The organism is Rhodococcus sp. ACS1 (assembly GCF_002300155.1).
Lineage (GTDB): Bacteria > Actinomycetota > Actinomycetes > Mycobacteriales > Mycobacteriaceae > Rhodococcus_F > Rhodococcus_F koreensis.
Window position 1 is genome coordinate 809,682 of the sequence record NZ_NSDZ01000004.1, and the last position, 14,199, is coordinate 823,880.

Here is a 14,199-nt window from a genome sequence, read left to right on the forward strand (position 1 = left end):
TGAAAAATGCGGATGATGACGTCGTGCGGGTCAGTGGATGTGGTAGTCCTCGCCGTGCACCGCGCTGGTGCGCTCGAAGTACTGCCGGGCCGGGAGTGGCCACATGATGGTGGACCGCCCGGCGGCGTTCTGATACCAGCTGTGGGTCTTCGACCAGCCCCAGGTGCGCTTGGCGCTCTCCTTGGTGACCTCGTCGGTGTACTCGGTGAACACGTCCGGTCGAAGGGCCATCGAACGGTGGCCGCCCTTGGCCAGCATCTGGACCGCGCTGATGATGTACGCGGCTTGGCACTCGAGGAAGAACACCAGGTTGCCGTGGATGACGGTGTTGGTGTTCGGGCCGTACATGCAGAAGAAGTTGGGGTAGCCGGGCAGCGTGATGCCGAGGTAGGCGCTGGCGTCGATACCCCAGGTTTGGTGCAGGTCCTGTCCGCCGATGCCCGTCACCGTCATGGGGACGAGGAATTCCGAAGCCTTGAAGCCGGTTCCGAACAGGATGATGTCGGCGGGGACGTGCTCGTCACCGATCCAGACACCGTCCTTGTCGATCCGTTGCACGGCCTGGCTGACCAGGCGCACGTTGTCCCGCTTGAGGGTGGCGACCCATGTGCCGTCGTCGCAGATGATTCTCTTCGCGGCGGGCGGGTAGTCGGGCATGATCTGCTCGAGCAGATCGAGTCGGTCGCCGGCCTGTTCGGTGAGATAGTCGGTCAGTTCGACACGAAGGGCCTCGTTGGCCGCGGACACCGAGACCTCGGTCGGCGGAAAGTCCGGATCGACCGTTGCGGCCGGGAGGTTGCCGATGAGGCGGGGAAGGAAGATGGAGAAACGGTAGTAGGCGCGGTAGTGCTTCAGATTCGTGAGGAGCCGGCGCTCGCCGGGGTCGATCTCCTGCCGGAGCACCGGCGTCGACCGCAACCAGGGGGCACTCCTCTGGAAGATCGTGACGTGCTCCGCTTCCTTCGCGACCGCCGGAGCGAATTGCAGTGCGCTGGCGCCGGTCCCGATCACGACGACGCGTTTGCCGGCGAAATCGATGCTGTGGTCCCATTGTGCGGAGTGCATTACCGGGCCGGTGAAGGTGTCGAGGCCGTCGACGGCGGGGATCATCGGCCGGTTCAGTTGTCCCACAGCGCTGACGACGATCTGAGCTTCGGCTGAGCCGACGACGCCGTCGGACGTGCGGGTGTCGATCGTCCAGGTGCTGGTGCTCTCGTCCCACCGGGTCGCGGTTACTTCGGTGCCGAACGAGATGTGCTCCAGGAGGCCGTTCTTCGCCGCAAAGTTGTACAGGTACTCGTGGATGGCCTGCTGGCGGCCGAAGTGCGTGACCCAGTCGTGCGGAACGAACGAGTACGTGTAGATGTGGCTGCGGACGTCGGTCCGGCAATCCGGGTAGCTGTTCTCGTACCACGTGCCACCGACATTCGTGCTCTTCTCGAGGATCGTGAAGGGCACACCTGCTTGCTTCAGTCGAAGTCCGGCAAGGAGACCGGAGAATCCGGCGCCGATCACCACGGCACTCAGGCCGCTGTCGGGAGCGATCTCGTCGAGATTCCACTCCGGCCCGCGAGGATCGCTGTCGTCGGGTGTGAAGGCCACCGCGGCCAGAGCCTGGGCGTCCTCGATGTTCTCGTCCATCAACCAGGTGCACATCGACTCACGCAGGGAATCGTCGGGCAGTGCAGCCCAGTCCCGCTGCGAGGAGAGGTACGGTGCGAGGCGCTTCAGACAGAAGGCTCTGATCTCCGCGTCGGTCTCGGGTGCGAGTCCACTGGCAGGCAACGTCGCCCGGTTGGGCTTCCATTCCGTACGCAGTACGCCGGCGTCACCCGTGACGTGGGCCGTCAACATCAGGAGCGCGGGCGTGAGGGCCGAATCGAGGTGTGCGCGAAGCTCATCCTCTGTCATCGCGCGATCGAGCGTGAAATCCATGTCGTCTCCGTAGCAGTATGTGGAACCAGTGTGCACGTGGGCCGAGTGGCTACCAGCAGTCGAGGCCCTCGAGGAAAGGTCGCACCGTGGCGGCGACTTCGCGGGGGTTGTCGAAGGCGGCGAGGTGTCCGCCCTCGGCGAAGCGCAGTTCGGCACCCGTGATGGACGCTGCGAGCTGTTCGATCACGGCACGAGGGGTGCTTCGGTCGTCGTCGCCGCCGACCACGAGGGTCGGGGGCGGTGAATCGGTGTGAAACGTGCCGACCTCGGTCATGGCGTCGAAATAGGCGCCGATGGTGTTGCCGCCGGCGTTCCGGAACTGTTCGCGAGCTTTCCGAACCAACGGGTCTGCCTCGTTTCGCGATGCGTCGCCGAACCAGCGATGCATGGTCATCTCCTCGGCTTGCTCGAGGCCGTTCGGTGCACGAACCTCAGCCGCGCGGGCCGAAGTTCCGCGAATGGCCTCCTCATCATAGGCGCCTCGGGTGGCCATCAGGATCTGCGCGTCGACCCGGTTCGGGAAGCTGCCCGACACCGCCTGAGCGACCATGCCTCCCAAGGAGATTCCCAACACCACCGAGCTCTCGACGTTCTCGGTGTCCCACATCGCGGCGACGTCCCCGGCAATGAGACCGAGAGTGATGGCAGATCCTCCGCGCGCAGTCATGCCGTGCCCGCGGAAATCCGGCGCGAGCAGACGGTAGTCGTCTCCGAGAGCCTCGGCCAAAGGCGCATACCAGGATCCGTCCAACGCCAGGGAGTGCAGGCACGTGATCAGGCGTGGCCCTCGGCCGAATTGCTGATAGGCGATGGTGGCGCCATCGGCGGTAGTCGCAGTCTGCAGAGTTTCAGTCATTCTGGTTTTCTTCCATCATCCGCTGTTCGGCGAGATCGACTTCAGCCCGAAGCCGGGCGGACATATCGTGGAAATAGGATTTGAAGAGATCGGAGGACCTGCGCATCTCCTGATGTCGCGGCCGCTCGAGCTCGATCTTCATGTCGACCACCATGCGGCCCGGCCTGCTGGCCATCAGGATGACGCGGTCGCTGAGCAGGATGGCCTCCTCGAGGTCGTGGGTGACGAAGATGACCGTCGGTCGCTCGGCCTCCCACAGCCGGAGGAACTCCTCCTGCTGGATTGCGCGGGTCTGGGCGTCCAACGCTGCGAACGGCTCGTCCATCAGAAGGACGCCGGGGCTCTGGACCAGGGTGCGGGCGATCGCAACGCGCTGGCGCATGCCCTGCGACAGGTGGAGAACGTCCGAGTCGGCGAACTCGTGCAGACGAACACGACGAAGCCATTCCTCGGCGCGCTCGCGTCGTTCCGCCTTGGGAACGCCCCGGACCTCCATGCCGAGTTCGACGTTGCTGCGGACCCGTCGCCACGGAAGGAGCGCATCACGCGCAAAGAGGAAGGCCGCGTCATTGCTGCCGGGCCTCACCTCCGCGCCGTCGATGCGAACGGTTCCACTGCGCGGCTTCAGGAGGTTGCCGACCATGCCGAGCGCCGTGGTCTTCCCGCAGCCCGACGGACCGACGATGCTGACGAACTCGGACGGCTCGATGCGGAGGTTGAAGTCGTCCAGCACGCGCACCGGTCGATTGCCGTGGAGGAACGCGTGGCGGACATTTTCGAACTCGACCGAGACCCCCTTGGCGGTAGTGGGCCTCGTCGGAGTTTCAGCTAGACCAGTCACAAGATTCTCACTCTCACTGTTTGACCGTAGGGATGAATCGGACACCGTCAATCCGATGATGTGTGTGCGGGGCCGACCGATCGCTGCCTCCCGTGCCGGACGATCTGCTGAATCGGCACAAAATCCGCGGTGGATCCGGACTGCATGACCCTGTGGTGAATATCACCCTATCGGCCTATGAATCGTTGAACACGTCGGCGACGGTGTCAAGGACAAGAGGCCCGCTCGGGGGCTATCGCCTTGATAGCGATTCAGTCATTGTCCACGGCCTCGAATGGCACGACGCTAACTCGAACGCACCTTGCCGGGAACGGCTCCCAGTGCGTCACAAGCTGCCCACACAGGGTGCGAATCACGAGGAGGACGTCAGGTGACCAGAGAAGCCGCCACCATCAACAAGGTGGGTCAGACCACTTTCGACTTCACGGACCAGGTCGTCATAGTGACGGGCGCTTCCGGAGGCATCGGGTCGGCGCTCGCCGACAAGTTCGCGGAAGCGGGAGCAGATCTGATCCTGCACGGGCGCAACGCCGAAACGCTCCAGGCAAGAGTCGAGAGCGTCGAAGCGCTCGGGCGAAAGGCAGCTCTCGTCGCCGGCAACATCCGCGAGCCGAAGACTGCCGAAGATCTCGTCCGGACCGCTCTCGAACAGTTCGGGAGGATCGACGTCCTGATCAACAATGCCGGCGGCAACTTCGCGTCGCGCCTCGAGGACCTGTCGGTCAATGCCTGGAACGCGACGATCGATACCAATCTCAGCGGGGCCTTCCACACGGCCCGCGCATGCCTGCCGGTCTTCGAACGTCAGGGCGGCGGAAACGTCATCAACGTCGGATCCGGATCGGCCAACCACGCACACCCGCTCCGCGGCGCCTACGCGGCAGCCAAAGCGGGGCTCGCCTCGCTGACGAAGACGATGGCCTGGGAATGGGCGGATCGTGGCATTCGAGTCAACTGCGTCGAACCCGGCGCCACTCTGACGCCGGCGTCTCGTTTCGCGTCTCCCGAAACCGAGCAGAAGTTCGGCCGCTACCTCGCACTCGGACGCGTCGGAAGGCCGGAAGAAGTCGCCGATGCGTGCCTGTACCTGTGTTCCGACGCCGCAAGCTTCATCACGGGAACCGTCCTGCAGGTCACCGGCGGCCCCCACACCTCCTCGGCCGCCGACGTCGAGCTCGTCCGAGGACCGCTCGATGCCTGACCCACACAGCTGTCCAGAAGACTCGAAGGGAAGGTCCCGGCATGGAATCCATCACTGAAGCGCCCCGCACGGTCGCGTCGATCGGCGGAGTCGCGAACAACGACGAACCGGCGGATATCGACAACACGATCCTCGTGGAGCGGCGTCGCGCCCGGCGCAACGAGAAGATCCTCGTCTGGTCGCTTCGGGTGGGTGCACTCGCACTCTTCGTCGCCGTCTGGGCCTATGTCTCCGGAAACATGATCGTCGACCCGATGATGATCTCCGCCCCTCTCGATGTCGCGCGAGCGTTCATCGACCAGCTGAGCGACGGCGTCTTCTGGACCGATGTGACGGCGACGTTCAGCGGGGCGATGGTAGGGCTGGTGACCGGTGCGATCGCCGGCATCCTCGCAGGTGTCGTCTTCGCCCGCGTCCAGGTCCTCCACACCGCTGCCTCACCTTTCCTGACCTTGATGAACAGCCTTCCGCGGCCCGCGCTGGCACCGATCTTCATCCTCTGGTTCGGCCTGGGTTTCGGACCGAAGGCCCTCGTCGCCTTCAGCGTCGTGTTCTTCGTCCTGATGACCAGCACGATGGGTGCGATGAAGAGCATCGACCACGACATCGCTCAGTTGACCAAGTCGCTGGGCATGACGCGGACCCAGCGCTTCTTCAAGATCGAGATTCCCGCGGCTCTGCCTGCCATCGTCGGCGGCCTGAGGCTCGGCGCGGTCTACTCGGTGCTCGGCGCCGTGGTGTCGGAAATGGTCGGCGCCTACACCGGCCTGGGGCAGCGCCTCGTCGTCGTGACCAACAATTTCCAGGTCGCGGAAACCTTCGCGATCCTGATCGCCATGGGATTGCTGTCCATGGTCCTGGACGTCTCGATCTCCGGCCTGCAGAAGCTGGTCACCAAGTGGACGAGGTGAGTCGGTGAAGATCGACGACCCCGATCAGCCACTTCTCGCCGAGACGATCGATCACCACAGTCTGTTCCGGCTGGACGGCAATTCCTACGTCGTCCTCGGCGCAGGCGGCGGGATCGGTGAGCACGTCAGCAGGACGATCGTCGCCCTGGGCGGCCGCGTTCTGTGCGTCGACGTCAATGGTGACGACGTCGACGCCGTCGCCGGCTCGTTGCGGATGCCGTCGGTGGTCGCGGACGTGACCACCGAAGAGGGCATCGACATCGCGGCGGCCGGTGCCATCGCCGAGTTCGGACAGATCAACGGCTACGTGGACGTCATCGGCCGGATGCATCGCAAGCAGATCGCCGACTACGGACTGGCGGATTGGGATCAGGACTTCCGGGTGAACCTGGCCCACGCCTTTCTGTCTGCGCGCCGGCTGTCCCCGCTGATCAGCCACGGCGCGATCGTCCACGTCTCGAGTGTGATGGGTTCTCACGGCGGTCGAACGGCACCCGGCTACGGCCCCGCCAAGGCGGCACTCGAAGTGTGGTCCAAGGAGTTGGCCGCCGAGCACGGACCCCGCGGTGTTCGCGTCAACGTGGTCGCCCCGGGCCTCTTCCTCTCGCCACGCGTTGCCGCGACCCCGCGAAGCCTGAACGATTCCCGGATCCTGGCCGGACGGCCCATGCTCGGGAGACTCGGTCAGCCCTTCGAGATCGCCGCCACCGTCGCGTTCCTTCTCTCTCCCGCCGCGGGATACATCACGGGTACAACGATTCCCGTCGAGGGCGGCTCTCTGTCGCGGGACTCGACGGGCCTCGACGACCTGGTGAACTGACCGGCCGGGTCGGTCCGCTCGCGGTTTCGTGTCGAGTGCTGCGAACAGGGCGACGCTGAGTTCGGAGAGCCCCCGGCGAGCTGTAATGTGGGCCACGTCGCATAGCAGCACCGAGGGAGACCGATGAGATTCGAGCAGTTGCGATATCTGGAAGCAGCGCTTCGGACCGGATCGTTCCGTCAGGCCGCCAAGGAACTCGACATCTCTCAGCCGACGATCACCAACCAGGTGCAGCGGCTCGAGGAGGACCTCGGCGTCGTGCTCGTGGTTCGCGGTGCCAAGGGAGTACGACCGACGTACGCGGCCGAACGGATCCTGCCGCACGTGGTCGCCGCCGTTCAGGCCGAACACCTGATGCGCGAGGAGGCCAGCGCCATCGGCGGCCTGAAACTCGGCACCGTCCGCCTGGGCACGGTGCCCGCGGGATCTCAGACGATCCTTCCCGGGGTGGTCAAGCGCCTGTTGAGCGACTTTCCCAATGTGCGTTTCGAGGTGGAGGAAGGTCCGTCGAGAATGGTGAGCCGCGGCGTCCTCAGCGGCCATTTCGACGTGGGCCTGGTGACGCGTCTGGCCGGAATCGATCTGATTCCGGCGGAGCAGGCTCTGCTGCACCACGTCGACTTGATCTCCGGCCGACTGGTGCTGGCGGTCCCGGAGAACCATCGCCTCGCCAGCAAGGACGGCTTCGAGGCCGCCGACCTGGAGGGCGAGCCGCTGATCTTCCCGGCGGAGACCAGCATCCTCCGTACCGCCTTCGAGCAGCTACTCGACGGAATCGAAGCCAGGATCGTCTACGCCACCAACAACGCCGAAGCGTCGCAGAACATGGTGCGCGCCGGCGTCGGGATCTGCATGGCGAATACACTTCTCAGCTCGACGGTGAGCGGCAACGGCGTCGCGCTCGTGCCCCTTCCCTTCGAGTGGGCCCATGCCCGCATCTCCGCGATCGTCAGGAATGACGAAGCGCGGACGTCTGCGGTGCAGGCATTCCTGGGGTTGTTGCGGGAATCTGCCAAGAATTACTGACGGCGCCGTCGACCGGGACACGGTCGCGACGGTCCGATAGCGCACCCGTATCACCCCGCCAACGCTGCGGACCTTCCCAAGCCCTGTGCGGCTGACCACACTGAATACGTGCCGAGCGAGCGAGATCGCCGCCGGATCCGACGTTCAGTGAGGAACTTCAGGTGTCAGTCGATACAGCACAGCCATGCACCCGGGACGCAGTCGCCGAACTCATTTCCGTTGCACGGGAAAGAGAATCGGCGATGTTTACGGAGGCGGAAGGTAAATCCCTGCTCTCCGCCTTCGGGATCGACACCCCCCGGGGCATCGAAATTGCTGTCGGCCAGATGATTTCCGACGACATTCGCGAGCCGTTGGTGGTCAAGGCCATCTCGTCCACGCTCGTCCACAAGTCCGACGCCGGCGGCGTGCGGGTGGGGGTGCGCCGCGACGAGATCGACGAGGTCGCTGCACGGATGGGCGAGCAACTGGCCGCCGCCGGGCACCGCTTGGACGGCCTCCTCGTCGAGGAAATGGTCCCGTCCGGTCACGAGGTGATCGTGGGAGCAGTTCGGGCTCCGGGGCTGGGCTGGACCGTGATGGTGGGCCTCGGCGGCGTACTGGTCGAGGTCTTCGAGGATGTTGCGTTCGGTCTCGCGCCGCTCGCGAACGAACAGATTCTCGATATGCTGCACGAACTGCGCGGCATGAAGGTGCTCGACGGAGCCCGCGGTGGGGAGAAGGCAGACATTCCTGCCTTGGTGACACTGATCTCGCGACTCGCCGGGCCGAACGGTCTGCTGCAGTCGCTGCCGGACGACGTGATCGAGATCGACCTGAACCCGGTCATCGTGTCCGGAACACGCGCAGTGGCCGTGGACGCGCGTTTCGTCGTCGGTCCGGTGGAAGACACCGGATCGGCACCCGGGGACCGTGATGACGGCCGCGCCACCGATTTCACGCCGCTGTTCCATCCGCGCAGGATCGCCGTCCTCGGCGCGAGCGGTCAGCGGCCGAATCTCGCGAACCGGTTCATCCGGAACATTCTGAGCGGCGGCTTCGACGGCACCATCGTGCCGATCCACCCGACCGCGGACAGCATCGAAGGACTTCCCACCGTGCGGTCGCTGGCCGAGGTCGATCAACCGATCGACTACGCGTTCGTGGCGCTGCCTGCGACCCGTGTCAGCGAGGCGCTGAGCCGAGGCGCCGGCCGAGTTCGGTTTGCCCAGGTGATCTCCAGCGGCTTCGGTGAGGTCGAAGAAGGAAAAGATCTCGAGGCGACCCTGGTCCAGACCGTCCGCGACGCGGGCATTCGGCTGATCGGCCCGAACTGCCTGGGCACGCACGCCTCGGCCGGTCGGCTCTCGTTCGTGCCCGAAGCTCCCCTGACACCGGGAACGACGGCTGTGGTCTCGCAGAGCGGCGGGCTGAGTGTCGACATCCTCCGCGTCGGATCGTTGCGCGGCATCGACTTTCACAGCGTGGTCAGCATCGGGAACGGCGTAGACGTCACCGCTGCAGAGCTCGTCGAATCCGCCCTGCGGAACGACGAGGTCCGTGTCATCGGCCTGTACCTCGAGTCGCTGGCGGCGGCACGCGAGGTGCTCGATGTGCTGACCCGGTCCGAAATGCGCAAGCCGGTAGTGCTTCTCGCCGGTGGCCGAACCAGCGAAGGCTCGCGGGCGGCGACCAGCCACACCGGTGCCCTCGCGGGAAATCACCGACTGTGGCCCGCGATCGCGCGGCAGGCCGGAATGACACTCGTCGATTCACTCGAGGACTTCGCGACGGCCCTGCACGCCCTGTCCACCCTCGACCTCACGGTCAAGCCGAACGGTCGCGATGCCGTTCTGTTCGGCAACGGCGGCGGCGCGAGCGTCCTCGGCGCCGACGCACTCGAGCGGCAGGGATTGGCCACACCGCCGCTCGCCGATTCCGTGGTCGAGGAACTGGACGGCCTGGGCCTGCCGCCGGGCAACGGACTGCGCAACCCGATCGACGTGCCCGCGGGGACGCTCGCCGTCAAGAACGGTGCGATCGCGAAGGACGTTCTCGCGGTGGTGCTCGCCGGTAGTGAGCCGGCAGTGCTGATCTCCCACCTCAATGTGGGCATCATCCAGCGCAACCTCGGTGAAACCCACGGCGACGTGACCGGCACCGTCATCGACTCGATCGCAGGCGCCCGCGACGAAGCCACGTCGAACACCCACCAACTTCTCGTGCTCAAGACCGACGGCAGCGCAGACACGGAGGCATTGATCACGACGTACGCGCACCGCGCCCGCACACGCGGAATCCCGGTCTTTCCGGCCTTCGAGGACGCGGCCCTCGCCGCACGGGCGGTTCTCGAGCAGGGACAGCGGACATACCAGGCGTCACGCGACGCAGACGGAAGGTAGTAGAGATGTCACAGGACACAGTGATGGCTGAACCCACGCTCAGCCGCGAGCAGGAGCACGAAGAACGCCGCGCAGCCGCGCTGGCGATGGGTGGCCCGAAGAAGCTGGAGCAGCGGCGCGCCGAGGGCAAACTCAACGCCCGCGAGAGGATTGCGTTGATGCTCGACCCCGGAACCTTCCGGGAAAGCGGGTTGTTCACGACCTCGGCCGTCGACGCCGATCGCGACAAAACTCCCGCGGACGGCAAGGTGACCGGAACCGGTGAGGTCGACGGCCGGCGCGCAGCCGTCATCGCCTACGACTTCACCGTCAAGGGGTCGTCGAGCAGTCCGGTGAGCAACAAGAAGATGTCCCATTTCAAGGAACTCGTCGTTCAGGTCGGGATGCCGCTCGTCTACCTGTCGGAGTCCACCGGGGTCCGGATGCCGGACGCGATGGGCGGGACCGGAATGGGTGCCGCCAACAGCAAGAAGCGGTTCCTCCGGCAGCGCGAAAGTCCCTGGGCATCGGCCGCATTCGGATACTGCTTCGGATCGGCCGCGTGGCACACCGTGTCCGCCGACTTCGCGGTCTTCCGCAAGGGGAGTGTCCTGGCGGTGTCGAGCCCCGGACTGGTCAGCCGCGCCACCGGTCAGCAAGTCGACGCCCAGGAGCTCGGAGGCTGGAAGGTTCATGCGGAGGTCACCGGCTACGCCGATGCCGTCGCCGACACCGACGAGGAAGCGATCGAACTGATCCGCCGGTTCCTCTCGTACCTGCCTTCGCACAACGGTGAGACACCGCCGGTCGCGCCGATCCCGAGTGGATCGGGTGAGCGTGCCGCCGAACTCCACGACATCGTTCCCCAGGCCCGCACCCAGACCTACGACGTACGCAAGGTCATCGAGATCGTCGCCGACACCGGTTCGGTGTTCCCGATCAAGGCCCGTTACGGCAAGAGCCTGGACACCTCGCTGGTCCGGATCGGTGGACAGAGCGTCGGCATCATCGCCAACAACCCGATGTTCAAGGGCGGGGCGCTCGACGGTCCGGCGTGTGACAAGGCGACCAGCTTCCTGGTTCTCTGCGACTCCTACAACATTCCCGTCGTGTTCCTCGTCGACCAGCCGGGATTCCTGATCGGATTGGAAGCCGAGCGGAACAAGATCGCAGGCAAGGTCATCAACTGGATGAACGCCTTGTCCTTGGTGACCGTGCCGAAGATCGCTGTCACGCTTCGCAAGAACTACGGCCAGGCCTACATCAACATGGGTGGCGGACTGACCGCCGACACGACTGCAGGCTGGTGGTCGACGGAGGTGAGCTTCATGGATCCCACGTCGGCGGTGTCGGTCGTCCACGGAGTCGACGCGGAGTCCGACCCCGAGCTCTATGCGCAGCGCCTCGCCGAGATGGCGAAGGGGACTACCGCGTACGACGTCGCACGCGTCTTCGGCGTCGAACAGGTCATCGATCCCGCCGAGACCCGTGACTTCATCCTCGGCGCGCTGAAAGACCACTACCGAGCCCGGACCAACGGCATCGGCGAGCACCTGCTGCGCGCCTGGCCGACGAGTTACTGAGGACGATGTGATGAACTCATTTCCAGATTGCCTGCTGGTCGCGAATCGCGGCGAGATCGCCCGGCGGATCATCGCGACCGCCGGCAAGCTCGGTGTCCGCACAGTCGCCGTCTACCACAAGGTCGATGCGGACCTGCCCTACATCGGTGAGGCCGACCACGCCGTTCAGCTCGAGGGCGACACGCCGGTGCAGGCGTACCTCGACGGCGCTCAGATCGTGCGAATCGCACAGCAAGCCGGTGCGACCGCCGTGCATCCGGGCTACGGATTCCTGGCCGAGAACGCCGACTTCGCCCGACTGGTGGCCCAGTCCGGACTGACGTGGGTCGGCCCGAGCGCCGAGGTCATCGAGGTGATGGGTGACAAGGTCGAGTCGCGCCGGGTCGTGGCTGCTGCCGGTGTGCCGATCAGCGGTGACGTCGGCGCAGCGCTCGAAACGGGCGACGAAGCCGTCGCGGAGGCCGAACGTCTCGGATATCCGGTGATGGTCAAGGCATCCGCCGGCGGCGGCGGAATCGGCATGGCCGTTGCTCACGACGAAGAAGGCCTGCGCAAGGCGTTCGAGAACACCAAGTCGATGGCGGCGCGGAGCTTCGGTTCCGATCGGGTATTCGTCGAACGGTACGTGTCGTCCGCGCGGCACGTCGAGATCCAGATCCTGGGTCTGGAGGACGGTTCGATCGTCGCTCTGGGAGAACGGGATTGCTCGACGCAACGGCGTCACCAGAAGCTGATCGAGGAGAGCCCGGCCCCGCACCTGGATCCGGCCCTGCGAGAGCGCCTCGTCGAGAGTTCGATTGCGGCCGCCCAGGCCGTGGGCTATCGGAATGCAGGTACGGTGGAATTCCTGCTCGACTCCGTCACCGGCGACTTCGTGTTCCTCGAGATGAACACCCGCATCCAGGTCGAGCACCCGATCACCGAACTCACTCACGGTGTCGATCTGGTCGAGCAGCAGTTGAGCATCGCGGAGTCGGGCACCACCACACCGGGTTTCGCCCCCGTTTCGCGCGGTCACGCGATCGAGTTGCGGATCTGCGCGGAAGACCCCAAGAGGTTCTTCCCGCGCCCGGGGCCGATCGACGTGTGGCAGGAGCCGACCGGGCCCGGTATCCGGGTCGACTCGGGCTACACGGCGGGCACCGAGGTGACGCCGCACTTCGACTCGTTGCTGGCCAAGGTCTGCGCGTTCGGCGCGACCCGTGAGGAGGCGCACGCCCGCGCCCTCGAGGCCTGCAGGGAGTTCGTGATCGAGGGGCTCGTCACCAACAAGCCTTTCCTCGAACACGTGCTCGGCTCGGAAGAATTCACGAGCGGGCGTTACGACACCGGTGTGGTCGAGAAGATCCAACAGAGACAAAAGAACTTGGCCAGAAGGAGTGCGTGAGATGTCAGAGACGATCGAGTCGGATATGGGTGCCAACGTGTGGAAGATCCTCGTCGCACCGGGTGACCGAGTGGAGGAGGAGGCGACGTTGATGATCCTCGAAGCCATGAAGATGGAGATCCCGATCCTCGCCGAAGATGCAGGCACGATCGTGGCAGTCCACGTCGCCGAGGGTGACAGCGTCGCGTCCGGTCAGCCCCTCGTCGAATTCGAGACAGCATGAGCACATCGATTCCCCAACGCATGAAATCCTGGTCGGTCACCCAGCTCGGCGAGCCGATCGACGTCGTGCAACTCGTCGAAGGTCATGTTCCCGAACCTGGTGCAGGGCAGGTCCTCGTGCGTGTCCTGGCGGGCGCAGCCAATTTCCCGGACGTGCTGATGTGCCGTGGCAAGTACCAGGTGCGCCCCGACCTGCCCTTCACCCCCGGACGTGAAGTCTGCGGCGAGGTCGTCGCGGTCGGGCCGGACGTCGTACGGGCAGTGGTAGGCGACCGTGTTCTGGGCCTGACCACTCTTCCCTACGGCGGATTCGCCGAGTACGCCTTGATGGACCAGAGCACGACCCATCCGGCGCCGGCCTCACTCGACGACGCGCAGGCCTCCTGCCTGTTCATCGGGTATCAGACCGGCTGGTTCGGACTCCATCGGCTGGCCAGGATTCGAGAGGGGGAGACCCTCCTGGTTCACGCGGCCGCCGGCGGTGTCGGCAGCGCGGCCATCCAGCTCGGCAAGGCCGCCGGTGCCCGGGTCGTCGGTGTCGTGGGCGGCGAGGAGAAGGCCGCCTACGCCAGGCAGCTCGGTGCCGATGTCGTCGTCGACCGCCGGCAGGAGGACTTCGTCGGGGTCGTCAAGGAATTCACCGAAGGCAGAGGCGCCGACGTCATCTACGACCCGGTGGGAGGCGACGTCTACCACCGTTCGACCAAATGCATTGCGTTCGAGGGGCGGATTCTGGTCGTCGGCTTCGCGGGCGGCGAGATCCAGACCGCGGCGCTCAACCACGCGCTGGTCAAGAACTACTCGATCCTGGGAATTCACTGGGGGCTCTACAACACGAAGAATCCCGGCGCGGTCGATCGATGCCACCAGGAACTGTGCACGTTGGCAGACTCCGGAGCCATCGATCCCTTCGTCAGTCAACGGGTCTCGATGGACGGGGTGCCTGCGGCCCTGCAGAGCCTGGGGGACGGAAAGACCGTCGGCCGAGTGGTGATGGAGCACAACGGGATCGGCCGGTAGCCAGTTTGCGGAAACCGGGGGCAGCACATCGTCAGGC

At 65.4% G+C, this 14,199-nt stretch carries 12 protein-coding genes; 9 read left to right on the forward strand and 3 right to left on the reverse strand.

Translation table 11 applies throughout. The features are described 5' to 3' along the window. Positions 1-30: 30 nt before the first annotated feature. Genes CJ179_RS16040 through CJ179_RS16050 form a run of 3 tightly spaced genes read right to left on the reverse strand, consistent with a single transcriptional unit; the run spans position 31 to position 3,530 of the window. Complete coding sequence (locus CJ179_RS16040; RefSeq protein ID WP_072937210.1) at positions 31-1,935, reverse strand: NAD(P)/FAD-dependent oxidoreductase; 1,905 nt, start codon at positions 1,933-1,935, stop codon at positions 31-33. A gap of 49 nt (positions 1,936-1,984) precedes the next feature. Next, the gene (locus CJ179_RS16045; RefSeq protein ID WP_072937211.1) at positions 1,985-2,791 is read right to left on the reverse strand and encodes an alpha/beta fold hydrolase; all 807 of its coding nucleotides are present in this window, start codon (positions 2,789-2,791) and stop codon (positions 1,985-1,987) included. Continuing rightward, positions 2,784-3,530 (reverse strand): ABC transporter ATP-binding protein, encoded by a 747-nt coding sequence (locus CJ179_RS16050; RefSeq protein ID WP_167372201.1) that lies wholly within the window; start codon positions 3,528-3,530, stop codon positions 2,784-2,786. The genes CJ179_RS16045 and CJ179_RS16050 overlap by 8 nt, the downstream gene beginning before the upstream one ends. Before the next feature lie 472 nt (positions 3,531-4,002). Between CJ179_RS16050 and CJ179_RS16055 the strand changes: the two genes are divergently transcribed. The 9 genes from CJ179_RS16055 to CJ179_RS16095 all read left to right on the forward strand — a co-directional run bounded on the left by CJ179_RS16055 (position 4,003) and on the right by CJ179_RS16095 (position 14,162). Next, positions 4,003-4,833: an SDR family NAD(P)-dependent oxidoreductase gene (locus CJ179_RS16055; RefSeq protein ID WP_167372202.1), complete on the forward strand. Its 831-nt coding sequence runs from the start codon at positions 4,003-4,005 to the stop codon at positions 4,831-4,833. A gap of 41 nt (positions 4,834-4,874) precedes the next feature. Next, on the forward strand, positions 4,875-5,744 hold the full coding sequence (locus tag CJ179_RS16060; RefSeq protein ID WP_072937213.1) for an ABC transporter permease: 870 nt from the start codon (positions 4,875-4,877) through the stop codon (positions 5,742-5,744). A 4-nt stretch (positions 5,745-5,748) separates the two neighbouring features. Further along, positions 5,749-6,564: an SDR family NAD(P)-dependent oxidoreductase gene (locus tag CJ179_RS16065; RefSeq protein ID WP_072937214.1), complete on the forward strand. Its 816-nt coding sequence runs from the start codon at positions 5,749-5,751 to the stop codon at positions 6,562-6,564. A 123-nt stretch (positions 6,565-6,687) separates the two neighbouring features. Then, entirely contained in the window at positions 6,688-7,590 is a 903-nt protein-coding gene (locus CJ179_RS16070; RefSeq protein ID WP_072937215.1) for a LysR family transcriptional regulator, read from the forward strand. Between the two features lie 161 nt (positions 7,591-7,751). Continuing rightward, positions 7,752-9,971 carry an acetate--CoA ligase family protein gene (locus CJ179_RS16075; RefSeq protein WP_257015568.1) on the forward strand — a complete coding sequence of 740 codons (2,220 nt, stop codon included), beginning with the start codon at positions 7,752-7,754 and terminating at the stop codon, positions 9,969-9,971. Positions 9,972-9,994: 23 nt separating this feature from the next. Then, complete coding sequence (locus CJ179_RS16080; protein WP_095862707.1) at positions 9,995-11,533, forward strand: acyl-CoA carboxylase subunit beta; 1,539 nt, start codon at positions 9,995-9,997, stop codon at positions 11,531-11,533. Between the two features lie 10 nt (positions 11,534-11,543). Beyond that, positions 11,544-12,920: an acetyl/propionyl/methylcrotonyl-CoA carboxylase subunit alpha gene (locus tag CJ179_RS16085; RefSeq protein ID WP_095862222.1), complete on the forward strand. Its 1,377-nt coding sequence runs from the start codon at positions 11,544-11,546 to the stop codon at positions 12,918-12,920. Between the two features lies 1 nt (position 12,921). Beyond that, positions 12,922-13,143, forward strand: coding sequence for a biotin/lipoyl-binding carrier protein (locus CJ179_RS16090; RefSeq protein WP_072937218.1), 222 nt, complete (start codon positions 12,922-12,924; stop codon positions 13,141-13,143). 20 nt (positions 13,144-13,163) lie between these two features. Next, positions 13,164-14,162, forward strand: coding sequence for an NADPH:quinone oxidoreductase family protein (locus tag CJ179_RS16095; protein WP_095862223.1), 999 nt, complete (start codon positions 13,164-13,166; stop codon positions 14,160-14,162). Positions 14,163-14,199 lie beyond the last annotated feature (37 nt).

Excerpts from the sequence above, each read along its gene's own strand:
- CJ179_RS16080 (WP_095862707.1), top strand. The coding sequence starts at position 9,995 with ATGGCTGAACCCACGCTCAGCCGCGAGCAGGAGCACGAAGAACGCCGC.
- CJ179_RS16045 (WP_072937211.1), bottom strand. The coding sequence starts at position 2,791 with ATGACTGAAACTCTGCAGACTGCGACTACCGCCGATGGCGCCACCATC.
- CJ179_RS16040 (WP_072937210.1), bottom strand. The coding sequence starts at position 1,935 with ATGGATTTCACGCTCGATCGCGCGATGACAGAGGATGAGCTTCGCGCA.
- CJ179_RS16095 (WP_095862223.1), top strand. The coding sequence starts at position 13,164 with ATGAAATCCTGGTCGGTCACCCAGCTCGGCGAGCCGATCGACGTCGTG.
- CJ179_RS16060 (WP_072937213.1), top strand. The coding sequence starts at position 4,875 with ATGGAATCCATCACTGAAGCGCCCCGCACGGTCGCGTCGATCGGCGGA.
- CJ179_RS16070 (WP_072937215.1), top strand. The coding sequence starts at position 6,688 with ATGAGATTCGAGCAGTTGCGATATCTGGAAGCAGCGCTTCGGACCGGA.
- CJ179_RS16090 (WP_072937218.1), top strand. The coding sequence starts at position 12,922 with ATGTCAGAGACGATCGAGTCGGATATGGGTGCCAACGTGTGGAAGATC.
- CJ179_RS16085 (WP_095862222.1), top strand. The coding sequence starts at position 11,544 with ATGAACTCATTTCCAGATTGCCTGCTGGTCGCGAATCGCGGCGAGATC.